Annotated in this window: 20 protein-coding genes and 1 riboswitch; of the genes, 3 read left to right on the top strand and 17 right to left on the bottom strand. The window is 72.7% G+C overall.

Annotated features, from left to right (window positions below; genetic code table 11):
- Positions 1-48 precede the first annotated feature (48 nt).
- The 15 genes from HZZ00_RS02845 to HZZ00_RS02775 all read right to left on the bottom strand — a co-directional run bounded on the left by HZZ00_RS02845 (position 49) and on the right by HZZ00_RS02775 (position 18,166).
- Positions 49-1,347 carry a cyclopropane-fatty-acyl-phospholipid synthase family protein gene (locus tag HZZ00_RS02845; RefSeq protein ID WP_180330728.1) on the bottom strand — a complete coding sequence of 433 codons (1,299 nt, stop codon included), beginning with the start codon at positions 1,345-1,347 and terminating at the stop codon, positions 49-51.
- Positions 1,348-1,546: 199 nt separating this feature from the next.
- The gene (locus HZZ00_RS02840) at positions 1,547-2,920 is read right to left on the bottom strand and encodes an NAD(P)/FAD-dependent oxidoreductase (RefSeq protein WP_071828484.1); all 1,374 of its coding nucleotides are present in this window, start codon (positions 2,918-2,920) and stop codon (positions 1,547-1,549) included.
- A gap of 497 nt (positions 2,921-3,417) precedes the next feature.
- Positions 3,418-4,359, bottom strand: a complete 942-nt coding sequence (locus tag HZZ00_RS02835) for a Ppx/GppA phosphatase family protein (protein ID WP_180330727.1) — start codon at positions 4,357-4,359, stop codon at positions 3,418-3,420.
- A complete protein-coding gene (locus HZZ00_RS02830; RefSeq protein ID WP_180330726.1) occupies positions 4,356-4,895 on the bottom strand; it encodes a DUF501 domain-containing protein in 540 nt (179 codons plus the stop codon). The genes HZZ00_RS02835 and HZZ00_RS02830 overlap by 4 nt, the downstream gene beginning before the upstream one ends.
- A 46-nt stretch (positions 4,896-4,941) precedes the next feature.
- Entirely contained in the window at positions 4,942-5,418 is a 477-nt protein-coding gene (locus tag HZZ00_RS02825) for a septum formation initiator family protein (protein WP_070023674.1), read from the bottom strand.
- 125 nt (positions 5,419-5,543) lie between these two features.
- Complete coding sequence (gene eno, locus HZZ00_RS02820) at positions 5,544-6,824, bottom strand: phosphopyruvate hydratase (protein ID WP_177329902.1); 1,281 nt, start codon at positions 6,822-6,824, stop codon at positions 5,544-5,546.
- A 319-nt stretch (positions 6,825-7,143) separates the two neighbouring features.
- On the bottom strand, positions 7,144-7,881 hold the full coding sequence (locus HZZ00_RS02815) for a transglycosylase family protein (RefSeq protein ID WP_180330725.1): 738 nt from the start codon (positions 7,879-7,881) through the stop codon (positions 7,144-7,146).
- A 4-nt stretch (positions 7,882-7,885) separates the two neighbouring features.
- Positions 7,886-8,055, bottom strand: a riboswitch (cyclic di-AMP (ydaO/yuaA leader).
- Between the two features lie 183 nt (positions 8,056-8,238).
- Positions 8,239-9,315, bottom strand: coding sequence for a transglycosylase family protein (locus HZZ00_RS02810; RefSeq protein WP_180330724.1), 1,077 nt, complete (start codon positions 9,313-9,315; stop codon positions 8,239-8,241).
- Positions 9,316-9,522: 207 nt separating this feature from the next.
- Positions 9,523-10,809, bottom strand: a complete 1,287-nt coding sequence (locus tag HZZ00_RS02805; protein WP_180330723.1) for a cytochrome P450 — start codon at positions 10,807-10,809, stop codon at positions 9,523-9,525.
- Between the two features lie 112 nt (positions 10,810-10,921).
- A complete protein-coding gene (locus HZZ00_RS02800) occupies positions 10,922-11,914 on the bottom strand; it encodes a nucleoside triphosphate pyrophosphohydrolase (protein ID WP_070023690.1) in 993 nt (330 codons plus the stop codon).
- A gap of 100 nt (positions 11,915-12,014) precedes the next feature.
- Positions 12,015-12,668 (bottom strand): SurA N-terminal domain-containing protein, encoded by a 654-nt coding sequence (locus tag HZZ00_RS02795; protein ID WP_180333363.1) that lies wholly within the window; start codon positions 12,666-12,668, stop codon positions 12,015-12,017.
- Between the two features lie 136 nt (positions 12,669-12,804).
- Positions 12,805-13,632, bottom strand: a complete 828-nt coding sequence (locus HZZ00_RS02790) for a glycoside hydrolase domain-containing protein (protein ID WP_180330722.1) — start codon at positions 13,630-13,632, stop codon at positions 12,805-12,807.
- Between the two features lie 116 nt (positions 13,633-13,748).
- Positions 13,749-15,215 (bottom strand): serine/threonine-protein kinase, encoded by a 1,467-nt coding sequence (locus tag HZZ00_RS02785; protein ID WP_257585907.1) that lies wholly within the window; start codon positions 15,213-15,215, stop codon positions 13,749-13,751.
- Positions 15,216-15,280: 65 nt separating this feature from the next.
- Positions 15,281-15,907: a hypothetical protein gene (locus HZZ00_RS02780; RefSeq protein ID WP_180330720.1), complete on the bottom strand. Its 627-nt coding sequence runs from the start codon at positions 15,905-15,907 to the stop codon at positions 15,281-15,283.
- A gap of 93 nt (positions 15,908-16,000) precedes the next feature.
- Entirely contained in the window at positions 16,001-18,166 is a 2,166-nt protein-coding gene (locus HZZ00_RS02775; RefSeq protein ID WP_180330719.1) for an N-6 DNA methylase, read from the bottom strand.
- A 186-nt stretch (positions 18,167-18,352) separates the two neighbouring features.
- On the opposite strand from HZZ00_RS02775, the gene HZZ00_RS02770 reads away from it, so the two are divergent.
- From HZZ00_RS02770 to HZZ00_RS02760, 3 genes are all read left to right on the top strand, one after another.
- Positions 18,353-18,547 (top strand): hypothetical protein, encoded by a 195-nt coding sequence (locus tag HZZ00_RS02770; protein WP_180330718.1) that lies wholly within the window; start codon positions 18,353-18,355, stop codon positions 18,545-18,547.
- A 108-nt stretch (positions 18,548-18,655) separates the two neighbouring features.
- Complete coding sequence (locus HZZ00_RS02765; RefSeq protein ID WP_180330717.1) at positions 18,656-19,363, top strand: hypothetical protein; 708 nt, start codon at positions 18,656-18,658, stop codon at positions 19,361-19,363.
- Between the two features lie 293 nt (positions 19,364-19,656).
- Positions 19,657-20,769, top strand: coding sequence for a hypothetical protein (locus tag HZZ00_RS02760; protein WP_180330716.1), 1,113 nt, complete (start codon positions 19,657-19,659; stop codon positions 20,767-20,769).
- A gap of 102 nt (positions 20,770-20,871) precedes the next feature.
- Here HZZ00_RS02760 and HZZ00_RS02755 read toward each other — a convergent pair whose 3' ends face one another.
- Together HZZ00_RS02755 and mfd are read right to left on the bottom strand one after the other, a co-directional pair.
- Positions 20,872-21,588 carry an HNH endonuclease family protein gene (locus HZZ00_RS02755; protein WP_180330715.1) on the bottom strand — a complete coding sequence of 239 codons (717 nt, stop codon included), beginning with the start codon at positions 21,586-21,588 and terminating at the stop codon, positions 20,872-20,874.
- Positions 21,589-21,806: 218 nt separating this feature from the next.
- A complete protein-coding gene (gene mfd, locus HZZ00_RS02750) occupies positions 21,807-25,343 on the bottom strand; it encodes a transcription-repair coupling factor (protein WP_180330714.1) in 3,537 nt (1,178 codons plus the stop codon).
- Between the last annotated feature and the right edge of the window lie 35 nt (positions 25,344-25,378).

Genomic DNA, 25,378 nt, shown 5'->3' with positions numbered 1-25,378 from the left:
GGAAAAGGGGCCCCGCTCACGCGGGGCCCCTTCGTCGTGCCGGGCGGTTCAGCCCTGCCAGGTGCGGGTGCGCGGCGGGAGCCCGGAGGCGCCCGACTCCGGGGTGCGGACCGCGAGGACCTGGTTGACGCCGATGCGGTTGTGTTCGAAGGCGAGCGCCGAAGCGGCCATGTAGAGCCGCCAGACCCGGGCCCGGCCAGGGCTGGTCAGGCGCACGGCGCGGTCCCAGCCGGCCTCCAGGTTGGCCACCCACTGGCGCAGCGTGCGGGCGTAGTGCTCGCGCAGGGCGTGGACGTCGCGCACCTCGAACCCGGCGCGCTCCAGCTGGGTGACCGTGGTGCCGATGGGGGCGAGTTCACCGTCCGGGAAGACGTAGGCGTCGATGAACTCGTCCACGTTGTAGGCGGATTCGTCGCGCTGCGGGCGGCGGGCGATCTGGTGGTTGAGCAGCCGGCCGCCGGGCGTGAGCAGGTCGTACAGCCGACGGGCGTACTCCAGGTAGCGTTCGGCGCCGACGTGCTCGGCCATGCCGATGGAGGAGATCGCGTCGAAGGGGCCGTCGGTGACGTCCCGGTAGTCCTGGACCCTGATCTCCACCCGGTCGGTCAGTCCCTCGTCGGCGACGCGCTTGCGGGCGTACGCGGCCTGCTCCTGGGAGAGGGTGACCCCGACGACGCTCACCCCGTGCTCCCGGGCCGCGTGCAGGGCCATGGAGCCCCAGCCGCAGCCGACGTCCAGCAGCCGCTGGCCCTCCTTCAGACCGAGCTTCCGGCAGACCAGTTCGAGCTTGTCGCGCTGGGCGTCCTCCAGGGTGGCGTCCTTCCCGAAGGACTCCCAGTAGGCGCAGGAGTACACCATCGAGGGGCCGAGGACCAGCTCGTAGAAGTCGTTGCCGACGTCGTAGTGGTGGCTGATGGCGCGTTTGTCGCTGCCGCGGGTGTGCAGATGGCGGTGTCTGCGGACCTCCTCGCGCGGCGGCGCGGGCGGGATCGGCGGGCCGGCGAGCTTGACCAGCTCGCGGGCGGCGGCGCGGACGGCGGGGTCGCGCGCGGCCTGGAGGAGGGTGCGGCCGTCCTCCCCGCGCTCCCAGATCAGCGCGGCCATGCTGTCCAGCGCCGTGTACAGGTCGCCCTCGATGTCGAGGTCACCGGCTACCCAGGCGCGGGCCAGGCCCAACTCGCCCGGCTTGAACAGGATGCGGCGCAGGGCGCGCCGGTTGCGCACGACGAGCGTGGGAGCGCCGGGCGGCCCGGCCTGTGATCCGTCCCAGGCCCGCAGCCGTACCGGGAGCGGAGCCCCCAGCAACTGCTCGGCAAGACTGTTCAGCCGCGACGCGGCGTCGGCCATGACGCACACCTCCAAGACGACGATCCCGGATGCCGGTTACCACGTAAACACCGTCGGTCGTCTTGCACAGTCCCGCAATGGAGTTACGGGTGGGCAAAAAGTTGCAGTGGCCACCCAGATGGGCCCCCGGGAACGTCGAAAGACCTCCCGCACCACGGATGGCGGGAGGTCTTTCGGATGGTCCGGCGAGTGCCTCGGGTCAGGAAGCCTTGGCCTCGGTCTTCGCGGCGGCGACCGGCGCGGGCTTGGCGGCCTCGTAGAACTCCTCGCGGGGGTTCTCCATGGCGCCCAGGGACACGACCTCGCGCTTGAGGAACATGCCGAGCGTCCAGTCGGCGAAGATGCGGATCTTGCGGTTCCAGGTCGGCATGGCCAGACCGTGGTAGCCGCGGTGCATGTACCAGGCGAGGCGGCCCTTGAGCTTGATCTTCATCTTGCCCATGACGATCATCGCCACGCCCTTGTGCAGGCCGAGACCGGCGACCGCACCCTTGTTGGCGTGCTCGTACTCCTTCTGCGGGAAGCCCCGCATGCCGGAGACCACGTTGTCGCCGAGGACCTTGGCCTGGCGCAGCGCGTGCTGGGCGTTCGGCGGGCACCAGGCGTTCTCGTTGCCCGCCTTGCGGCCGACGAGGTCCGGGACCTGGGCGTTGTCGCCGGCGGCCCAGATGTAGTCCGTGCCCTGCACCTGGAGGGTGGCGGCGGTGTCCACGTGGCCGCGCGGGCCGAGCGGGAGACCGAAGCGGGCGAGGGCCGGGTTCGGCTTGACGCCGGCCGTCCACACGATGGTGTTGGAGTCGACCTCCAGGCCGTTCTTCAGCACCACGTGGCCGTCGACGCAGGAGTCCATGGAGGTGGAGAGGTAGATCTCCACGCCACGGCTCTCCAGGTGCTCCTTGCCGTACTGGCCGAGCTTGGGGCCGACCTCGGGAAGGATCTTGTCGGCGGCGTCGACGAGGATGAACCGCATGTCCTCGCGGGAGACGTTGCGGTAGTACTTGGCGGCGTCCCGGGCCATGTCCTCGACCTCGCCGATGGTCTCCGCACCCGCGAAGCCACCGCCGATGAAGACGAAGGTGAGCGCCTTGCGGCGGATCTCCTCGTCGGTCGTGGAGTCGGCCTTGTCCAGCTGCTCCAGGACGTGGTTGCGCAGGCCGATGGACTCCTCGATGCCCTTCATGCCGATGCCCTGCTCGGCGAGGCCGGGGATCGGGAAGGTGCGGGAGACCGCGCCCATGGCGATGACCAGGTAGTCGAACGGCAGCTCGTACGCCTCGCCCACCAGCGGGGCGATCGTGGCGACCTTGCGGTCCTGGTCGATGGTGGTGACCCGACCGGTGAGGATCTCCGCCTTCGGCAGCACGCGTCGCAGCGGGACGACGACGTGGCGAGGGGAGATGCTGCCGGCGGCGGCTTCGGGGAGGAAGGGCTGGTAGGTCATGTACGACCGGGGGTCGACGACCGTGACGGTCGCCTCGCCGTAGCGCATCTTCTTGAGGATGCGCCGAGCTGCGTACAGGCCTACGTACCCACCGCCTACTACGAGGATCCTGGGACGCTCCGTGGTGCTCATGGCATCGAGTATCCACCCGCCCCAGGGGGGTGGCTCGTGCGCCCCTTCACAAGCTTCTGGAGGGGCTGTGTTAAACTCCGCGACCCGCGTGACGCAGGTCATGCGGACCCGGGGGAACCGCGCGGCGGTTCGTACCGTTGTCAAGGCCGTGTGAGCTGCCCGTCCGGGTCCGCGAGATGATCGCGAAGACTCCGGGACGGCCTCTGGAACACCCCCTTCCGGCCATCTTTGCGCGCGTCATCTGAACATGTTCAAACGGGTTTTGACCCCCCGGAAGGGCCAACCGGCCCCCTTCGGGCACCGGTCGGGACCCATTTCCTTGTGAAGAACTTCACGAAGGTTTCCGCCGGGATGCCGACGAGGGGCCCGCGAGGGCCCCTCGAAGTCGCTCAAACGTTATCCGACCTGCTCAGCCGGACGCTACCCACCAGTAACAAAGTGGCCTGCGCCACCGCCCGAGCGCCAGGGGCGGGGCGTGTGCCGCGGCCGGGAGGCGGTCAGGCCAAGGACCACCCGATGCCGTCGAGGATGTCGTGCTCCGACACCACGACCTCCTGGGCACCGATGCGCTCCATGATCGCCAGGAGGACGAGGGAGCCCGCGCCGATGACGTCGACGCGGCCCGGGTGCATGGACGGGATGGTGGCGCGTTCGGCGTGGGTGGAGTGCAGGAGGCGGTCGGTGATCTCGCGGACCCGGGCCAGGGAGACGCGGGAGTGGTGGATGCGCGCGGAGTCGTACTCGGGCAGGTCCTGCGCGATCGCCGAGACGGTGGTGACCGAGCCGGCCAGGCCCACCAGGGTGCGCGCCTCGCGCAGCGGCACCGTCCGCTCCGCGAGGTCCAGGGCGGCCTCGATGTCGGCCCTTATCGCGGCGATCTGCTCCTCGGTGGGCGGGTCGGAGACCTCGCCGCCGTGCACCAGGTGCCGTTCCGTCATCCGCACACAGCCCACGTCCACCGAGCGCGCGGCCCGCACCTGGTCCTCGCCGACGACGAACTCGGTGGAGCCGCCGCCGATGTCCACCACCAGATAGGGCCGGGCGAGGTCCTCGCGGCCGGTCAGCTCCTTGGTCGCGCCGGTGAAGGAGAACTCGGCCTCCTGGTCGCCGGTGATGACCTCCGGCTCCACGCCGAGGATGTCCAGCACCCCGCGCACGAACTCGTCGCGGTTCTCGGCGTCGCGGGAGGCTGAGGTGGCGACGAAGCGCAGCCGCTCGGCGCCGTGCTTCTTGATGATCTCCGCGTAGTCGCGGCAGGCGGCGAAGGTCCGCTCCAGCGCCTCGGGGGCGAGCCGGCCCGTGCGGTCGACGCCCTGGCCGAGCCGCACGATCGTCATCCGGCGGTCCAGGTCGACCAGTTCGCCCGTCGCCGGGTCCGCGTCCGCGACCAGCAGCCGGATGGAGTTCGTACCGCAGTCGACGGCGGCGACACGGGTCACTGCGCTTCCCCCTTCGGTTCCCGCTCGGACGTCACGCACGCGCCCTTGCGCCACCACTCGGGCAGCATCGCGAGCGCCTCGTCGCCGAGCGGGTTGACGCCCGGGCCCGCGGCCAGCGAGTGGGCGACCAGGACGTGCAGGCACTTCACCCGGTCCGGCATGCCGCCGGCGCTCGGGAAGTCCCGCAGGACCTCGATCTCGTCCCGGCGCCGGATGTAGTCCTCGTGCGCGGCCCGGTAGGCGGCGGCCAGCTCCGGGTCGCTCTGGAGGCGCTCGGTCATCTCCTTCATCACGCCGTTCGCCTCCAGCGTGCCGATGGCCGAGGCGGCCTTGGGGCACGTCAGGTAGTACAGCGTCGGGAAGGGCGTGCCGTCGGGCAGGCGGGGCGCCGTCTCCACGACGTCCGGCTGGCCGCACGGGCAGCGGTGTGCGATGGCCCGCAGGCCCCGCGGGGGTCGGCCCAGCTGCTGCTTGAACGCCTCGACGTCCGCGTCGGTGGGCTCGGTGCGCGGAGTGGGCGGCGGAGGGGTTTCCATGACTGCTTTCAGACTGGCTTTCTGTGGGTCACCGGCACGGGGCCGGTCACTGGTCGGAGGCGTCGGACTTGTCGACCCCGTCCCAGATGTTGGTGTACCAGGGCCGGTGGGCGGCCCTCAGGTCGGCGCGGGACTGCCGGGCCGCGCCCGGATCGATGACCACGTACCCGGTCTCGCCGGGCTTCACATAGTGCAGCCGCTTGCGGATCTGCTGCTCGGCGTAGGCGTCGTCCTGCCAGCGGGCCTTGAGGTCGCGCAGCTGTTCGACGCGTTGCCGGGCCTCGGTCTCCTGCCGCTGGAGATCGGAGATCTGGGCGCGCTGGGAGACGTACTGCCGCATCGGGTAGGCCAGGGCGACGACCAGCGAGCACAGCACCAGCGCGAGCAGCGCCGCCCGGCCGGTCAGCCGCGAGCGGCGGGCCTGCCGTTTGGTCTGCGAGCGGTAGACCCGGGCCGCCGTCTGCTCGCCCAGCAGCCGCAGTCTGGTCGTGGTGGAGAAACGGTCCCGGTCCTTGACGGCCATGTCGGCTCTCCGCCTCCCCTTTCACACGTGCGTACGTCCCCGGACACGGTACGGGACCGGGTACGGGGACGTACGTACGACTGGCCAAGTCCCGGCCCGGAGCGGGTCGGGACCGGCCGGGTGGATCAGCCCTTGAAGCGCGGGAAGGCGCTGCGGCCGGCGTACACCGCGGCGTCGTCCAGGATCTCCTCGATGCGCAGCAGCTGGTTGTACTTGGCGACGCGCTCGGAGCGGGCCGGGGCGCCGGTCTTGATCTGGCCGCAGTTGGTGGCGACGGCCAGGTCGGCGATGGTGACGTCCTCGGTCTCGCCGGAGCGGTGCGACATCATGCACTTGAAGCCGTTGCGCTGGGCCAGCTCGACGGCGTCCAGGGTCTCGGTCAGCGAGCCGATCTGGTTGACCTTGACCAGCAGGGCGTTGGCGGTGCCCTCCTCGATGCCGCGGGCGAGGCGCTCGGGGTTGGTGACGAACAGGTCGTCGCCGACCAGCTGGACCTTGTCGCCGAGCTTGTCGGTGATGACCTTCCAGCCGGCCCAGTCGTCCTCGAACAGCGGGTCCTCGATGGAGACCAGCGGGTAGGCCGCCACCAGCTCCTCGTAGTACTCCGTCATCTCGGCGGCGGAGCGCTCCTTGCCCTCGAAGAGGTACTTGCCGTCCTTGTAGAACTCGGAGGCGGCGACGTCGAGCGCCAGGGCGATCTGCTCGCCGGGGGCGTAGCCGGCCTCCTTGATGGCCTCCAGGATGAGGTCCAGGGCCTCGCGGTTGGAGCCCAGGTTCGGCGCGAAGCCGCCCTCGTCGCCGAGGCCGGTGGCCAGGCCCTTGTTCTTCAGGACCTTCTTCAGGGTGTGGTAGACCTCGGCACCCCAGCGCAGCGCCTCGGAGAAGGACTCCGCGCCGATCGGGGCGATCATGAACTCCTGGATGTCCACGTTGGAGTCGGCGTGCGAGCCGCCGTTCAGGATGTTCATCATCGGCACCGGCAGCAGGTGCGCGTTGGGGCCGCCCAGGTAGCGGAAGAGCGGCAGGTCGGACGCCTCGGAGGCGGCGTGCGCGACGGCCAGGGAGACGCCGAGGATGGCGTTGGCGCCGAGCGAGCCCTTGTTGTCGGTGGCGTCCAGGTCGAACATGGCCTGGTCGATCAGCCGCTGCTCGGTGGCGTCGTAGCCGACCAGCTCCGGGCCGATCTGCTCGATGACGGCGAGGACGGCCTTCTCGACGCCCTTGCCCTGGTAACGGTTGGGGTCACCGTCGCGCAGCTCGATGGCCTCGAAGGCGCCGGTGGAGGCGCCGGACGGGACGGCGGCACGGCCGGTGCTGCCGTCGTCGAGGCCGACCTCGACCTCGACCGTGGGGTTGCCTCGGGAGTCCAGGATTTCCCGGGCTACGACGACGTCGATGGACGGCACGAGCATCTCCTTCTTGGATGTGACGCTGGAAGTGCGGGGCGGTCTGCCTTACGGCTGTGCCTTGCGACTAGAGCCTAACCGTCCAGGGGTCGTCGGCCACCGACCGACCGTCCCGTGGACGGGAGGGACATGCAGACGGTACCCATTGTTCACCCGCGGAACAAAGGGGTTGCCGGATGAGACCCGGTTGAAGAGTGGGGAAACGAACGACCCCGCCCCGGCGCGTACGGGGGAGAACGCGCCGGGGCGGGGAGCCCGTGGGGACGGGGGCGGACCCTTGGGGGCGGGCCCGCCGGGCGGGGCCGTCAGCCGCCGGGGGTCACTTCAGGTGCAGCTGCTGGCCCGGGTAGATGAGGTCGGCGTTGTCGACGATGTCCTTGTTCAGCTCGAACAGCTTGTGCCAGCCGCCGGCCACGTGGTGCTTCGCCGCGATGGTGCTGAGGGTGTCACCGGTGACGACCTTGTACTCGCCGTCGCCCTTCTTGACCTTCTTGCCGGTCGGGGTGGTGACGGTCTTGCCCGCGCCGCTCGCGGAGGAGCCGGTGGAGCCGCCCGTGGACTTGCCCGTGGTGGACGGGGCCGTGCGCTGGGTGGAGCGGGTGGCGGCCTGCTCGTCGCCGGAGCGGGTGGAGGTGCCCGTGTGCGACGAGGAGGAGCCGGAGCCGGACGCGGAGCCGTTGTACGGGGTGCCCGACAGGCCCGTGCCGCAGACCGGCCAGGCGCCCTTGCCCTGCGCGGCCAGCACCTTCTCGGCGACGGCTATCTGCTGCGCCTTGCCGGCCTTGTCGGCGGTGGGGGCGTAGGCGGTGCCGCCGTACGCGGCCCAGGTGGAGGCGGAGAACTGCAGACCGCCGTAGTAGCCGTTGCCGGTGTTGATGGACCAGTTGCCGCCGGACTCGCACTGGGCGACCGCGTCCCACTGGGAGGCGGTGGCGGCGGAGGCGTTGCCGGCCGCCATCAGCGGGGCGGCGACGGCGGCACCGGTGACACCGGCGAGCGTGACGGCGCGAACGGCCTTGGACGGACGACGGTGCTTGCCCTTGCCGGAAAACAGCATGGAACGATCCCCTCACCGACGCCTGCGAGGTGAGCTGTCGGGTTCGGGCCGGTTGAGTTGCCCGGCCACCCCTCCCCTGGGAGGCGTGGCTTCACCCCAAGCCGGTCCGGCATCAACTGCCGGGCCCGGCGCTTACCTTGGGTCCCCCGCTCCTGCCTGCGGCGCTTGACGCGACGACTGTTCCCGGGCAGCCGCTGGCAGGATTAGGCGTTGCGGCCGCCGGGGCTCGTGGTGACGAGCGGCCTCGACCGTAGCCACGTGATCCGCGGAATTTCAAAGACGATCAGGGCTTCTGAGACTCATCCCACACTTTCACCAAACCGGACATTTGACGATCAAGTGGGGCGTCAACTCGCCCTAGCGGGCGTCCGTTTCGTCACCGACTTTCAGGGTCTGACCGGCGGTGATGTGATTCGGGTCGGCGCCCACGACCTTCTTGTTCACGGCGTAGAGCGCGTGCCATCCGCCGTGCACGTCAAGGGAGTCGGCGATGGTGCTCAGCGAGTCGCCGTCGCGGACGGTGTACGTGTCCGGTTCGCGGGAGGCGTGCCGCCCGGAGTCGGTGCCGTCCTGTCCGGTCGCCGTGCTTTCGTCCGCGGTGCCGCCGCGGTGCCGTCCGCCGCCGAGGGCTCCGGTGTCGACCAGGTTCCAAGAGCCGACGTCCTGGCGGGAATTGTCCGGGTCGCCGGTGGTCGGGGCGGGCGTGACCGTGCCCGCGGGTGCCGAGGGGGCGGTGGGGTCCGGGGCGGGGCCGCCGCCGGTATCGCCGGCGCCGCCGGAGCCGTGGGAGGCGCCCGGGTGCGGGGCCGCGTGCTTGCCGGTGTGCTTGCCGGTGCCGGTGCCGGAGGACGGGGCGGTGGACGGGTCGGCGGAGGAGGCGCTGCCGGTGCCGTCGTGGGTGCCGCCGCCGGAACCCTTGCCGGATCCGCTCGGGGTGGCGTCCTGGCCGCCGCCCGGGGTGCCGGAGGGCGTCGACGCGTCGGGCAGGCCGGAGGGGTCGGTCGTGCCCTCGTCCTGGCCCTTGCCGCCGACGCCCGGATCGACGTCCACCGAGCCGGAGTTGGGGGTCAGCCCGGACAGCAGGGCGCAGGTGGCCCAGGGCAGGGTGCCCTTGTCGGCGAGGATCTTCTCGGCCACGGCGATCTGCTGCGAGCGGCTGGCCTGGTCGGCGCTGGAGGCGTACTGGGTGCCGCCGTAGTGGATCCAGTCGTCCTGGGATATCTGGAGGCCGCCGTAGTAGCCGTTGCCGGTGTCGGCGCTCCAGGAGCCGCCGCTCTCGCAACCGGCGACCTTGTCCCAGGTGGTGCCGTCGGCCGCGTGGGCGCTCGCGGCGCCGAGCAGCGGGATGGCGATGGCGGAGCCGGTCACGCCGGCCGCGACGAGGAGGGCCGGAGCCTGACGGGGGCGGCGGTGACGACCGTTCCCGGAGATCATGCGGAAGCCTTTCGTGCGACTGCGGGGGCCGGCGCGGCGGGTGGTGCCGGTTCGCCACGCTGAGGGGTGAACGTAGCCGCACTCGATCACTTGTCACAAGTTCATGCCGCGCGGATCACGCGAAGATCACAGCGTGGGGCGTTCACCCTTCGCTCCGTCACACACCCTTCTCCCGGAACGGAACGGACCCCTCCGTTTCGGTCCGCGTCATCGGCCTCCCGGCGGCGTGAACTCCACGGGCAGGGTGCGCAGACCGCGCATGATGAGCCCGCCGCGCCAGCGCAGGTCGGCCGGGTCGGCGGCCAGCCGCAGGTCGGGCAGCCGGGTGAAGAGGGTGGCCAGCGCGCTCTGGCCCTCCAGCCGGGCGAGCGGGGCGCCGAGGCAGTAGTGGATGCCGTGGCCGTAGCCGAGGTGCTGGTTGTCCCGGCGGCCGAGGTCCAGTACGTCCGGGTCGGCGAACCGTTCCGGGTCCCGGTCGGCGGCGGCCAGTACGACGAGCACCGGGTCGCCGGGCTCGATCCGCTGGCCGCCGATGGTGAGGGGTTCGGTGGCGAACCGCCAGGTGGCCAGTTCCACCGGGCCGTCGTAGCGCAGCAGTTCCTCCACCCCGGTCGCCAGCAGCTCGTCGTCGCCGCGGGCGAGGGCGCCCTGGAGGCGGTCGCGCTGATCGGGGTGGGTGAGCAGGGCGTAGGTGCCGTTGCCGATGAGGTTGACGGTGGTCTCGAAGCCGGCGAAGAGAAGGATGAAGGCCATCGCCGCGACCTCGTTCTCGGTGAGGTGCTCACCGTGGTCGGAGGCGCGGATGAGGGCGGAGATCAGGTCCTCGCCGGGCGCGGGCTCGGCGGGCAGCGCCTCGCGCTTCTTGTGGATCAGCTCGGCGAGGTAGCCGCGCATCTTCTTCACCGACCGCGCCACCCCGCCCCGCGGCCCGCCGCCGTGCCGGATCATCATGCCCGCCCAGTCCCGGAAGTCGTCCTGGTCCTCGCGCGGGACGCCGAGCAGGTCGCAGATGGCGTAGATGGGGAGCGGGAAGGCGAACTCGTGGATGAGGTCGGCGCTGCCGGCGTGCGCGAAGCGGTCGATGAGCCGGTCGGTCAGCTCCTGCACCCGGGGGGCGAACTCGGCGACGCGGCGGGGCGTGAACGCCTTGCTGACCAGCCGGCGCAGCCGGGTGTGGTCCGGCGGGTCGATGTTCAGCAGGTGCGTCATCAGCTCGGCCTTGCGCTCGCCCGGGATGCCGGTCTTGCCCTTGGCGTGCTCGGGCTCGTCGTGATGGGCCGGGTTCTTGCTCAGCCGCTGGTCCGCCAGCGCCTGCCGGGCGTCCGCGTACCGGGTGACCAGCCATGCCTCGACCCCGCTGGGCAGCCGCGTCCGGCGCACCGGCGCGTGCTCGCGCAGCCAGGCGTACGCGGGGTAGGGGTCGGCGGCGAACTCCCAGGTGAAGAGTTCGGGGGCGGCGGGAGCGGTGTCGTCGGGGCGAAGCTGGTCGGTCACTCCTCGACGGTATCCGGCCCGCCCGGGCGGCGTACCACCGCCGGCCCGGGGCCCCGCCTTCACCGGTGTCCGCGCCTTGGCGGGAGCGGCCGGGCCGGCCCGGCCGGAGCGCTCAGGACAGGTCCTCGCCCTCCCGCGGGTCCACTCCCTCGGCCCTCCGTATCGCGTCCCGGTAGGTGCGGGCCGCCGCGCGCAGGGCCGTCTCCGGGTCGGTGCCGGCGGACTCGGCGCGGGCGGCGAGGGCCAGCAGCTCGTAGCCGACGCCCTCGCCCTGGGGCAGGGGGACGTCCAGCCCGGCGGTGCGGGCGCGGGAGGCCAGCTTGGCGGCGAGGGCCAGGCCGGGCTGGCCGAGGGGGATGCCCTCGGTGACCGAGGTGCGCCGCTTCTCCTCCGCCTTGGTGCGCAGCCAGTGCGCCTTGACCTCCTCCGGGGTCTCGGCCGTCTCCTCGCCGAAGACGTGCGGATGGCGGTGGATCAGCTTGGCGACGATGCCGCCCGCCACGTCGTCGATCGAGAACGGCGCCTCGGGGTGCTCCTCGGCGATCCGGGCGTGGAAGACGACCTGGAGGAGGACGTCGCCCAGTTCCTCGCGCAGCTCCTCGCGGTCGCCCGCCTCGATCGCCTCGACCAGTTCGTACGCCTCCTCGATGCCGTACTTGGCCAGGCCCTCGTGGGTCTGCCGGGAGGACCAGGGGCACTCGGCGCGGATGCGGTCCATGACCTGGACGAGGTCCAGCAGCCGGGCGCCGGGCAGGTCGTAGGAGGCGGGCAGCAGCTCCAGCTCCGGCATGCGGATCCGGCCGGTGCCGGCCAGCCGGGCCAGTCCGTCGGTGAGCGCGGGCTCGCCCTCCCCCGTCGCCACGACCACGACGGTCCGCCCGCCGGCGCAGGCGTCGACCAGCTCCTGCGCCGTGGGCGCCGCCTCGGCCACCGCTATGCCCGCCTCCCGCAGATACGGCAGCTGCGGGTGGGCGCCGTCCGCGCACAGCACGGCGTCGGCGGCGCGCAGGGCCTGCCAGGCGGGCCAGGACAGCAGGCCGGGGGCGACACGGTGGCTGGTGGTGAGCAGGACGATGCGGCCGGGGGCGGGACTCGATGCGTTCACGCTCCGAACGTAACCCACGGCGGCGACGAGCGGATTCGGTTGTCCACAGGGCCGCGGGGGTCGTGTGATCGTATGCCCGCGGCCTGGGGACCGCCCCGCCCTACGCGGTCACCGGCGCGCCTCCCGAGGGCGCCGTCACCTCCCGCACCCAGGGCGTCTTCGCGTCCGCCCGGCCGCTCTTCTGCACGTCCCAGGTGCCGTAGCGCGGGTTGATGTCGATGTGCAGCTCCTCGGAGGCCCGCGAGAGGGCCTTCCAGAAGGCGGGCTGAGAGGTGTCGGTGCCGAGCCGGGCGGCGACCTTCTGCGCCTCCAGCTGGAGGCGCAGGTTGTCGTCCAGGTACGCGGGGGCGATGCCGTACTTCTGGAGCCAGGCGTTCCGCAGGCCCTTGGCTCCTCCCGCCTGCTGCTCCAGGCTGGCGCGCAGCTGCTGGGTGTCCTTGCGGGTGACCGTGACGCCCTGGTCCTGGGCGGCCCGGTGGATCACCCGGTCGAGGACCATGTTGTGCAGGGTGTCGCGGGTGAGGCTGCTGGTCTCGGCGAGCACCTGCTGGTACTGGGCCGGGTCGGACACCGCGGCCCGCTGGGCCGCGCGGACCGCGTCGACCCGGTTCTGCAACTGCGCGACGGTGATCCGCTCTCCTCCGACGACGGCCGCCGCGCCCGGGTGCGCGTCGTTTCCGCAGGCGGTCAGGAGGGGGGCCGCGGCGGCGATCGCGGCGGTGAGGACGAGCGCGGTGCGACGGCGGCGGTGCAAGGAAACCTCCAAGGGGAGATTGTGCGACGGTGCACAAGGTCTTGCGGTGATCGATGGTAGGCAGCGGCACTGCTCCGGCCAACCCATTCGACCAACGATTCACCGCGACTTCGGGCACCGTCGCGCCGCCGCGGCCTCAGCCCGTGATGGCCACCGGCGCGTCCCACGCGTCGCGGTCCACGGTGAGCGTGACGCCGCCGTGCGTCTCCTTGCTGTTCACCATGTACTGGTGGGCGCGGCTGTGCCCGGTGAACTGCGTGGCGCCCCACGGCCAGTCCGCGGTGGTGGTGTTCTGCTTGTCCCACAGCGCGTACCAGAGGTTGCCCGGCAGGTCCGTCTTGTCGGTCGCGGTGGCGATCGCCTTGGCGCTGGAGCTGGTGAAGCCGTAGTAGCCGGCCCGGTACGTCTTGGCGCGCAGCTGCTTGTCGAAGGCGCGCACATAGGTCAGCACGGCCGTGTTGCACGCCTTGTTCGTGACGTCGTACGCCTCCATGTCGAGGTAGATCGCGCTGCCCGCCTTCATGCCGAGGGCGGCGGCCTTCGCGACGGCGTCATTGGCGTCCTGGGTGCCGAGGGTGGCGGCGTTGGAGCTGGTCATCTTCTCCGGGTTGGCGCCGGACTGGCAGGGCGGCTGGGCGCCGACGTAGAGAGGAATGAGCTTCCAGCCGAGGGAGCTGACGGACTTGACCCAGGAGGCGGTGAGGTTGGGCTGGGCGCAGCCGCGGTTCTTGCCGCCCACATAGACGGCGGCGGCGCCGTAGAAGCCGGTGTGCCAGGCCTTCATGGTGGAGAGCGAGGGCGCGGCGCAGGTGTCGAACGCCCGCCCGGTGAACGTCTTCTGCGCGGGCCAGGTGGTGGCCGCCATGGAGGTCTGCGCGGCGAGGCCGGCGCCCGCGACCACGACGACGCCCGCCGCCGACCAGGCGATGTATCTGCGCTTCTTGGACTGCCGGTGTCCGGCCATGATTCCCACCCCTGATGGTTTTCGGTGTGTCGTTCGATGTCTGTACGGCTGGATGAATCCAGGGCCTCTCGTTCGGATCATGCCGGGCTCTCGGGGCCTGATCCCGACGAAAGACCCTAGCCGCGCACCTGTCCCAGCCAGTGCAGGGTGCGGCGGATCTCGACGGCCATCGGGTGGCCGGGGCCGCCGAGGCGTTCCACGTCCAGCACCAGGCGGGCGAGGGTCTCGTGGGCAGCGGCCCGGTCGCCGAGCGCGAGCAGCAGGTGGCCGATGCGCCGACGGACCTCGTGGGCCTGCTGCGGATCGCCGAAGGCGTACTGGTTCTCGTAGTACGGCAGCAGGGCGCGGTACTCGGCGAGCGCCGCGGCGGGTTCCCCCAGTTGTTCGAGGCACTGGGCGGCGTCGTGGCGGAAGCGCAGCGAGGCGGGGTCGGCCTGGCCCGCCTCGGCGGCGCGTTCGTCGGCGAGCCGGCGCAGTTCGGGCAGTGCGCGCCGGTACTGGCCGTCGTCCATGAGAGTCGCCGCGTACTGCTTGCGCAGGGTGCGGACGACCGGGGAGTGCTCGCCGTGCTGTTCGGCCGCGGCGGGCAGGATCGCGCCCAGGATGTCGACGGCCTGGGTGATGCGGCCCTCCCCGAGCAGCCGTTTGACCTCGTCGACGGCGGCGGCGACATCCGGTTTCCCGGTCGCCGCGGAGGCCGGGGCGGCGGGGGCGGGCTGGGGCGCGGGCGTGCGTGCGCGGTCCGGCCAGGGGGCGTGTGGACGCACGAAGGGGCGCGTGGGGTCCAGGGGCGCACCGGTGGGGGTGCCGCGCGTGGGCAGCAGGGGCGCCAGGTGCTCGTAGACCTCCTGCGCGGAGGCCGGCCGGTGCTGCGGGTCCTTGGCGAGCAGCCGCAGCACCAGGGTCTCCAGCGCCTCCGGGACCTCGGGGCGGATCCGGCGCACGGGCAGCGGGGGCTCGTACAGGTGCCGGTGCAGCACGCCGAGCGCGGTGGACCCGCGGAACGGCACGTCGCCGCTGAGCAGTTCGTGCAGCAGCACCCCGAGCGCGTACAGGTCGGTGTACGGGCCGACCGCGCCGCCCATCGCCTGCTCGGGCGCCATGTAGGCGGGCGAGCCGATCGGGGACCCGGTGTGGGTGAGGCGGGTGGTGTCGGTGTCCATGACGGAGGCCACGCCCAGGTCCAGCACGGTGACCAGGCCGTCCTGCTTCACCATCACATTGCGCGGCTTGAGGTCGCGGTGGACGATCGGCACGGCGTGCACGGCGCTGAGCACGGCGCACAGTTGCGCGGCCACCGCGACGGCCCACGGCCAGGGGTACGGGTCGTGCTCGGCGAGGTGGTCGGCGAGGTCGGCGCCGTCGACGTACTGCATGACGAGGAACAGCTCCTCGCCCTCGCTGCCCGCGTCGTGCACGGTGACCAGGCCGGGGTGGTCGACCTGTGCGGTCACCCGGCACTCGCGCTCGAACCGGCGGCGCAGTTCGTCGGCCTCCTGGCCCGCCACCTTGTCGGGGCGCAGCAGCTTCACGGCCACGCGCCGGTCCAGCCGCCGGTCGTACGCCGTCCACACCTGGCCCATGCCGCCCTGGCCGATGAGGGTGGACAGTTCGTACCGGTCGGCGACGAGGCGTCCGGTCGCCACGGTCACCTTCCGCCCTCGTGCTGCCCGTCCTGCTTGCGCAGGTAGTCGCTGAGCTCGTCCAGCTCGGCCCGCACCTGGTCGATGCGGGCGGGCGCCGGGCGGTGCGGGAGCGGGGGCCCGGGTACCGGGGTGTGCGGCGACACCGGCGGGGCGGCGGGGGCGCCGGGCACCACGGGTGCGGCGGGCGGGACGTAGGGGGCCGCGGGGCCCGGGTAGCCGTAGGCCGGGGCGCCCTGCGCGGGCAACTGCTGCGCCGGTATGCCCCGCTGGGCACGGAACGCCTGGTTCCGTCGGGCGTAGTGGCGTATCTCCGCGACCAGGTAGTACACGGTCACCGCCACCAGGGTGGCCAGCAGCAGGTACAGGCCCGTGTAGCCGCGTGCGGTGGTGATGTCGTCGCCGGGCTCGCTGCCCACCAGCACCAGGCTGAGGCCGTCGAGCAGCAGCGCACCCACGAACAGGGCCCAGTCCAGGGGCCTGCGGGTGACGGCGGCCAGCCGCAGCTGCATCACCCAGGCCAGGAAGCCCATGCTGAGGATGCCGATCGCGACGAACAGCACGCGCAGCAGGACCAGCACCGCGGGGTGCGGCGGCCGCTGCGCCGGCGGTCCGTAGCCGTGGCCTTGCATGACTGCTCCTGATTGCCTGAAGTGGGCGTGCGGGTCGAGCATATGGCCCGGCGCCGACAACGTGTCCGGGGTCTACCGAACCGTTGTCAGGGGTCAGTCCGGGGCGACGGTGCCGTCGGTGAGGCCGTCGTACATCCCGCGCATCAGCTGCTCCCCGAGCCGGCTCGTGTGCCGCAGCGCCCGTTCGAACTCGTCCAGGGCGCGGAACCGGGCTCCGTAGCGCCGCTGTTCGTCCAGCGGCAACCGGGGCAGCTGGAGTCGGCGCACGTCCAGCCGGGTCGCGGTGGAGGCGTAGCTGCTGGCCTGCCGGTTGTTGGCGGTGCCGCGCAGGAAGCCGGCGAGGAACCAGGGGTCGAGCGCCGTGCGGTCGGGGCGCAGCAGCACGAGGTTGCGCCCCAGGACGGCACCGGCCGCCTCCTCCTCGATCACACGGGCCACCGAGCCGCCGCCGAGCACCGGTACGACGACGTCGCCCGGCTCGGTCAGCACGGCCTCCTCGTCGCTCTCGGGCAGCGCCCCCGAGGGCGCCGTTCCGGCGAGCACGTCCGCGTCGGTGAGCACCGGCAGCCGCGCGTGGCCGCCGTTCCCGCCGGTGCGCAGCACCAGCGCGCCGCCGCGCGCCAGTTCGCCGACGGTGGTGAGCGGCCTGCGCACCGGCGGGGCCGTCGCGGCGGGCGGCGGGGTCAGCTCGACGGTCCGGCGCAGGGTCTCGCCGAGGCGTTCGCGCACCACCGCGAGCTGTTCCGCGCCGCCGGCCGCGGCGGGCGGCGGCAGATGCCGGGCGGGCGCCAGGTCGACGTCGTCGTCGAGGAGTTCGATGACCGGCACCGAACGGGCGAGCCCCGGCCGCTCCACCGGCCGGTCCGCGCGCCCGAAGGCCCGCCAGGCGTCCAGCACGGCCTCGCGCACCGCCGTCCAGTCCGGTCCGCCGCGGCCCTCCCCGGCGAACCTGCCGGTGTCCATGAGCAGCACCTCGGGCGACACCGGGGTCCGCTCGGGCCGGCGCAGCACCCACACGTGCAGCGGGATGTTGTACGGCGGCGCCGCCCCGACCGGCAGCGCCAGCACCGCCCGCAGCGCGCCCCGGCGCAGCAGGTCGGCGCGGATGCGGCGCCCGGAGCGGCGGGAGGCGGCGGCCGGGGGCATCAGCAGCACCGCCGTGCCGCCGTCGGCGAGCCGGGCCAGGGCGTGCTGCACCCAGGCCAGCTCGGACTCGGTGCGCGCCGGGAAGCCGTACTCCCAGCGGGGGTCGTAGGCGAGTTCGTCATGGCCCCAGTTGCGCTCGTTGAACGGCGGGTGGCACAGCACGGCGTCGGCCCGCAGTTCCGGGAAGGCGTCGGCGCGCAGGGTGTCCCCGGCGGTTGTGGCCACACCGGCGCGCGAGTGCAGCGCGAGGCGCAGCGCGGTGAGCGCGGCGAGGTCGGGGGCGCTGTCCTGGGCGTACAGCTCCTGGTCGGGACGGGTGTCGACGGCGCGCAGCAGGGCGCCGGTGCCGCAGGCGGGGTCCAGGACACGGCGGGCCGGGCCGGCCAGGTCGGCCATGAGGGCGGCGAGTTCGGCGGGGGTGAGCGTGTACTGGCGGGGGTTGGCGTCCAGGTGCCGGCCCAGCAGGAACTCGAAGGTCTGCCGCGCCCCGGCCTCGGCGGCCAGCTCGGCCACGCCGCGCAGGAGGGGCACCGAGGGCAGGAACGCGAGCGGGGCGTGCACGCCGGGTGCCGCCGCCGCGTCGTTCACACCCGGTGTCACCGCCGCGCTGTTCACAGCCGCGGGCACCGGCGCGCCGTCCGCTCCCCGGGTGCCCGGCGTGTTCACAGCGGACGGCGAATCCGCCGCCGCGCCGCCCGGCAGGGCCGGGGCGAGGGGGCCGACGAGGCGCGGGGGCAGCACCTGCTCCAGCGCACCCGGCAGCAGCCGGGCCAGGTGCTCGTCCGAACCGGCGCTCGCCGCGAGCCAGACCGTGGGGCGTTCGTGGATCAGCAGCAGTGCGCAGCCGGCGTGCACCAGGGCCGTGAGCGGGCCCTCCGGGTGGCCGGCGAGCTGCTGCCAGACCCTTTCCCGCAACGGGACTTCGGCGAGTTTCCCCTGCTTGCGCAGCCATGCCTCGACCTCGGCGAGCGCGAAGGAGGGGCTGGACTCGGTGCCGCCGACCGGCTTGGGGAAGTCGGCGTGCCTGCGGCGCCAGTTGCTGACGGCGGCCCGGCCCACCCCGGCGAGCCGCGCGATACCGGCGGCGGTCACCTCTGTCGCTTGGTCCTGCACCGGCCGCTCCCCTCGTCTGGTCCGGCGCCGAGCATACCGGCGTACACAAGATCCACCTATTCACGCCGTGGCCATCTCCTGCCTCAGTGAACCGTGTTGACTCGGTTCACAAGCTCTGCTCTTATTGATCCAGCGAACGAGCGGTCACCGGAGGGGGAGGCCGCCGCTCCGGGGAGGGATAGCGCCATGGGCATGAAGGCCAGGCTCACGCTGAGCGCCGTCGTGGGGGTGGCGGTCATCGGCACCATGTCGGCGCACGCCGACCGCGTCGCCCGCGACGGGGGTCACGGCGGCGCCACGGGCCCGTCACCGGCCACCGGGCTCACGCCACACGGCACGGAGCAGCCGGCCGGCCGCACGGCGGCCCCCGAGAAGCCCTGAGCCTCCCGAAACCGCTCCGCCCACCCACGCGTTCCGGCTCCCCGCCGGAACGCGGTACGGCTCCCCGCCGTACGCACGTCTCCGTTCCACCAGCCCTGAAGGACTGTCATGCGTCTCTCGTCCCGCGCCGCCTCCCTGCTCGCCGTCGCGGCGGCCCTGCCCCTGGCCCTCACCGCCTGCTCCTCCGGTTCCTCGGACACCGGTTCCACCGCGAGCACCAAGCCGGCCAAGGCGAAGGACCCCAACGCCGGCCTCGCCACCGGGACGCAGCTGAAGAAGGCGCTGGCGCCCGCGTCGGCCTTCCCGGCCGGCTTCGCCCTCCAGGCCGACAACTCGGCGGACAGCGGCTCCCGGTTCCTCGACCCGGAGGCCAAGAGCACCGCGAAGACCGACTGCACCCGGCTGCTGGGCACCTCCTGGATCCAGGCGACCGGCTACAAGGGCGGGGTGTCGTTCGCGCAGAACGACTACGCCATCAAGGACCAGACGCAGGACCTGGCCCAGGAGATCGACGAATTCCAGGGCACCACCGCGGCGGACGTCATGAAGGAGTTCGCCTCCGTCGCCACCGCGTGCGCCGCCTTCACGGACAGCGACACGCACGCCACGGTGAAGGTCACCGGCAAGTCCACCGCCGGGCTCGGCGACGAGGCCTACACGCTGACCCTGACGAGCGGCACCTGGCAGAACGGCACCACGCTCATCGCGGCCCGCTCCGGCGGCGCCGTGGTCACCGTGATGTCCACGGCCGGCAGCGACAACGGCGCCGCCAGCGCCAAGAAGCTGACGACGACGGTCCTCTCCCGGCTGAAGTAGCACCCGGGGCCGCCGCGCGGCGCGGGTCCGCCGCCTTCCGCGCGGCCCCGGCGTCCGGCCCTGCCCGCCGCGCCGGACGCCGGGGCCGCCGGTGGGAGCCGGTCGGGACCGCCGGCGCGGCGGGCGGTGTCCCTCCGGTGCGCGGAGCGGCTCGGCCCGGCGTCGGCCCGGGTGGATGCGGGTGTCCTGGCCATGACAGCACTGCGTACCCTGCTGCTCCGCGCCGGGCCCGACGGCCCGCGACCAGCATCTCCGGCCGCCTCCCCGGCCGGACCCACCCAGAAGGACCCGGTATGAATCCCCTGATCGGCATCGCCGGCACCGCCGCCCTCGGCTATGCGGCCGTCACCATTCCGCGCAACGCCCGCAAGGCACGCGCCCGCCGGGCCAAGAAGCCGGTCACCATCGACGCCGCCGCGTACGGGCTGGTGCCCGGCGACCGGCTCGACGCCCGGTACGCGGGCCCCGACCCCGAGGCCGACGCGGTGGCGGCGGCCGCGCTCGCCGGTGACTGGCGGCGGGCCGCCGCCTACCTCGCGGACGCCGGCCGCGACTGGGACCTGCGCTGGTACCGGACCGGCATCCTCGTGCACGCCGCCGCCGAGGACGACACCTGGGTCAGGGCATGGAGAACCGAGCGCCCCGACGATCCGTCCGCCGCGCTCGTGCACGCCGACGCGCTCGTCACGCTGGCGGGCAAGGTCCGCGGCGGCAAGCTGGCGAAGCACACCACGGCGGAGCAGTTCGAGGGCTTCCACCGGCTGCTGGCCGAGGCGCTGCCCGCCTGCCGGGAGGCCGCGCTGATGGCGCCCGAGGACCCCTGCCCCTGGATCGCGCAGATCACCATCGCGCTCGGACTCGGCTGGTCCCACGAGGAGTTCCGGGCGCTGTGGGCCGAGATCACCGCACGCGACCCGCACCACTTCGGCGCCCACACCGGCGCCCTGCAGTACTGGTGCGCCAAGTGGCGCGGCTCGCACGAGCTGATGTACGCGTTCGCCGAGCAGGCCGCGGCCGCCGCCCCGCCGGACAGCCTGCTGCCCGTGCTGCGCCTGTACGCGGTGTACGAGCACGCGGTGCGCGAGCCCGCGGAGCCGGTCTACGCCCAGCCGTTCGTCGACTCGGCCATCGACGCCACCCTGGACGCCGTGGACCGGGTGCCCGCCGGGCACCACCGGCTGCCGGTGGTCCGGCACCTGCTGGCGAAGCTGCTGTTCCAGAAGAAGCGGTACGCGGAGGCGGTGGAGCAGTTCCGGGCGATCGGCGGCTACGTCGGCGCCGTGCCGTGGACGTACTCCGGCGACCCGGTGAAGGCGTTCGTCCACGCGCGCACCAACACCTTCGTCTCCTGGGAGAAGGCGGGCCGCCCCGCGCCCGCGCCCCGCGGGCACTACGCCGGCCGCTGACCGGCACCGGCCGCCGGGCCGGCGGCCTCGCCGGGCCCAACGGCCCAGCGGGCTCAACGGCCCAGCGGGCTCAACGGCCCAGCGGCTCAGCGGGCCAGCGGCTCAGCGGGCCGTGAAGCGCGAGGGGGCCTCGGTCGGGTTGCCGCCGGAGGGGAGCTTCTGGTTCGGGCAGCCGGCCAGCACCTTCTTCATCGCGGCCTTCTCGGCGGAGGTCACCCACAGGCCGTACTTCTTCTTCACCGCCACCTGCGTGGCCACATAGGTGCAGCGGTAGGCGGTGTCCGGCGGGAGCCAGGTGGCCGCGTCGCCGTCGCCCTTGCCGCGGTTGGCGCTCGCGTCGACCGCGATGAGGTTGAGCGGGTCGTTGGCCAGCGCGATGCGCTTGCTCGCGTCCCAGTACTTGGCGCCCTTCTGCCAGGCGTCCGACAGGGCGACGACATGGTCGATGTCGACCTGGCTGCGCCCGCGCCGGTAGGTGATCTCCTTGCCGGAGTAGGGGTCGGGGTCCAGCAGGCCGTAGGTGACCTTGCAGGTGCCGCCGGTGAACTTCACGTCCTTCAGGTCCCGCTTGAGGATGTCGTCCCGCGTGTCGCAGGAGTTGGAGTCCGTGTCCGCCCAGGCGCTGCCGAACCGGTCGCGGGAGTAACCGGTCTTCGGCGCACGGCCCTTGACGGGCAGCGCGTCGGCCGCGGTCAGCACCGCGCCCCCGCCGCCCTTCTCCTCGGGCCCCGCGGCCCCCGTGCTCTGCCCGGACTTGCAGCCGGCCACCGCGGCCAGTACGACCACCGCACCGACCGCACCGCTCTTCAGACGCGTCACGCTGCGCCCCCCTCGCTCGCCCTGATCCGCCCCCGGAAGCGGGGCGGATCGTTCCGCCACCACGTTAACTGCCCGTTTCCGGGCACCAGATGGGCCGCAAAGGATGGATTCAGGGGCAAGTACGGCGCGGAGCGGGGCATTTGGCGCTCAAGGGGCGGCGCACGGCCGCGGGGGCCGTGCGCCGGATCACACCCTCCGGCCGCCGAAAGCGGCGCGGATCACGCGCCCAGGATCGAGGCGAGGAACTCCCCGACCCAGGCCAGCAGTTCACGGCCGACCAGCGGCTTGCCGCCCACCTTCGCGGTCTTCGGGCGGGGCACCAGCACCTGGTGCACGGCCGGCTTGATGACCGTGCCGGGGTAGAGCCGCTTGAGCCGCAGCTCCTGCGACTCGCGCAACTCCACCGGCGCGAAGCGGATGTTGGTGCCCTGGAGGACGATCTCGCCGACGCCGCAGGCCCGCGCGAGCATCCGCAGCCCGGCCACCAGCAGCAGGTTCTCCACAGGCTCGGGCAACTTGCCGTAGCGGTCGGTGAGTTCCTCGCGGACGGCCTTGATGTCCTCCTCGGAGCCGGCGGAGGCGATGGCGCGGTAGGCCTGGAGGCGCAGCCGCTCGCCGGGCGCGTAGTCGTGCGGGACGTGCGCGTCGACCGGCAGCTCGATCTTGACCTCCAGCGGGGCCTCTTCCACCCCTGCCTCTCCGGCTTCCAGCTGCCGCCGGTAGTCCGCCACCGCCTCGCCGACCATGCGGACGTACAGGTCGAAGCCGACGCCCGCGATGTGCCCGGACTGCTCGCCGCCGAGCAGGTTGCCCGCGCCGCGGATCTCCAGGTCCTTCATGGCCACGTACATGCCCGCGCCCATCTCGGTGTGCTGGGCGATGGTCGCCAGGCGCTCGTGGGCGGTCTCGGTGAGCGGCTTCTCCGGCGGGTAGAGGAAGTAGGCGTAACCGCGCTCCCGGCCGCGGCCCACGCGCCCGCGCAGCTGGTGCAGCTGGGAGAGGCCGAAGGTGTCGCCGCGCTCCACGATCAGGGTGTTGGCGTTGGAGATGTCGATGCCGGACTCCACGATGGTCGTGGAGACCAGCACGTCGAACTTCTTCTCCCAGAAGTCGACGACGACCTGTTCGAGCGCCGCCTCCGACATCTGGCCGTGCGCGGTGGCGATGCGTGCCTCGGGGACGATGTCGCGCAGCCGGGCCGCCGCACGGTCGATGGACTCGACCCGGTTGTGGATGTAGAAGACCTGTCCCTCGCGCAGCAGCTCGCGGCGGACGGCCGCGCCGATCTGCTTCTCCTCGTACGGCCCGACGAAGGTGAGCACCGGGTGGCGCTCCTCCGGCGGCGTGGTGATGGTGGACATCTCGCGGATGCCGGTCACCGCCATCTCCAGGGTGCGCGGGATGGGCGTGGCCGACATGGTGAGCACGTCGACGTTGGCGCGCAGCTTCTTCAGCTGCTCCTTGTGCTCAACGCCGAAGCGCTGCTCCTCGTCGACGATGACCAGGCCGAGGTCCTTGAACTTGGTCTGGGAGGAGAACAGCCGGTGGGTGCCGATCACGACGTCCACCGAGCCCTCGCGCAGGCCCTCCAGGACGGCCTTGGCCTCGGTGTCGGTCTGGAACCGGGACAGCGCCCGCACGTTCACCGGGAACTGCGCGTACCGCTCGGAGAACGTCCCGAAGTGCTGCTGCACCAGCAGCGTCGTCGGCACGAGGACCGCGACCTGCTTGCCGTCCTGTACGGCCTTGAAGGCGGCGCGCACCGCGATCTCGGTCTTGCCGTAGCCGACGTCGCCGCAGATCAGGCGGTCCATCGGGACCGACTTCTCCATGTCGTCCTTGACCTCGGCGATGGTGGTGAGCTGGTCCGGGGTCTCCGCGTAGGGGAAGGCGTCCTCCAGCTCGCGCTGCCAGGGCGTGTCGGCGCCGAAGGCGTGGCCGGGGGCGGCCATGCGGGCGCTGTAGAGCTTGATCAGGTCGGCGGCGATCTCCTTGACCGCCTTCTTGGCGCGCGCCTTGGTCTTCGTCCAGTCCGCGCCGCCCAGGCGGTGCAGGGTGGGCGCCTCGCCGCCGACGTACTTGGTGATCTGCTCCAGCTGGTCGGTGGGGATGTAGAGGCGGTCGCCGGGCTGGCCGCGCTTGGCGGGGGCGTACTCCACCACCAGGTACTCGCGGGTGGCGCCCTGCACGGTGCGCTGCACCATCTCGATGTAGCGGCCCACGCCGTGCTGTTCGTGGACGATGTAGTCGCCCGCCTCCAGGGTGAGCGGGTCGATGGTCTTGCGGCGGCGGGCGGGCATCCGGGCGCCGTCACGGCTCGCGGTGCGCTGCCCGGACAGGTCGGTCTCGGTGAGCACGGCGAGCTTGAGCCCCGGGTCGACGAAGCCGTACTCGATCGAGCCGCAGGAGACGTGCACGACGGACGGGCTCAGCTCGCCGAGGTCGGCGTCCATGCGGGCCGCGATGCCCTCGTTGCCGAGCACTTCGACGGTGCGGGCGGCCGGGCCGTGGCCCTCGGTGACGAACACCGCGCGCCAGCCGTCGGCGAGCCAGCCCTTGGTGTCGGCGAGGGCTCTGGCGGTGTCGCCGCGGTAGGTGTCGGGCGCGTGCATGCCCAGCTTCAGGGTGTCCGCGTCGAGTTCTTCACCGGCCGCGAAGGGCGACACGGACCACCACATCATGTCCAGCTCGCGCGCCCGGTCGCGGACGTCGGCGATGGACCACAGGGAGGCCGCGCCGACGTCGATCGGGGCCTCGCCGCCACCGGCGGTGGCCGCCCACGACGCCTGGAGGAACTCCTGGCTGGTGGCCACCAGGTCGGCGGCGCGGGTGCGGACCCGCTCGGGGTCGCAGACCACGGCCATCGAGCCCTGGGGCAGCACGTCGAGCAGCAGCTCCATGTCGTCCACCAGGACCGGGGCGAGGGACTCCATGCCCTCGACCGCGATGCCCTCGGCGATCTTGTTGAGGAGTTCGCCCAGCTCGGGGTGTTCCTCGGCGAGGGTCCGCGCGCGTTCGCGCACCTCGTCGGTGAGCAGCAGCTCGCGGCAGGGCGGCGCCCACAGGCCGTGCTCGGCGATCTCCAGGGAGCGCTGGTCGGCGACCTTGAAGTAGCGGATCTCCTCGACGTCGTCGCCCCAGAACTCGATGCGCAGGGGGTGTTCCTCGGTGGGCGGGAACACGTCCAGGATGCCGCCGCGCACGGCGAACTCGCCGCGCTTCTCGACCAGCTCGACCCGCGCGTAGGCGGCGGCCGCGAGGGCGTCCACCACATCGTTCAGATCGGCGTTCTGACCGGTGCGCAGGGACACGGGCTCCAGGTCGCCCAGGCCCTTGACCTGCGGCTGGAGCACGGATCGCACGGGTGCCACGACGACGGAGACCGGGCCGGTCTCGGGGTCGTCGGCCCGGGGGTGGGCGAGGCGGCGCAGCACGGCGAGGCGCCGGCCGACGGTGTCGCTGCGGGGGCTGAGGCGCTCGTGCGGCAGCGTCTCCCAGGAGGGGTACTCCACGATGCCCTCCGGCGGCAGCAGCGAGCGCAGCGCCGCCGCCAGGTCCTCCGCCTCGCGGCCGGTCGCCGTGACCGCGAGCACGGTGCGGCCGGTCTCGCGGGCCAGGGCGGCGACCGAGAAGGGCCGGGCCGCCGGGGGACCGACGAGGTCGACGTGCATGCGGTTGCCGTCCGCGGCCGCCGTGATCGCTTCCGCGAGGGCGGGGTCCTTGACGACGGCGTCGAGCAGACCGTGCAGGCTCATGGGGCTTTCCGTCCAGGGGTGGGCAACGAGTGTCC

The sequence above is a fragment of the Streptomyces sp. NEAU-sy36 genome (assembly GCF_013423905.1).
Taxonomy (GTDB): Bacteria; Actinomycetota; Actinomycetes; order Streptomycetales; family Streptomycetaceae; genus Streptomyces; species Streptomyces misionensis.
The sequence above is the reverse complement of the archived record's forward strand: the minus strand, read 5'-3'. Positions and strand labels throughout refer to the sequence as shown.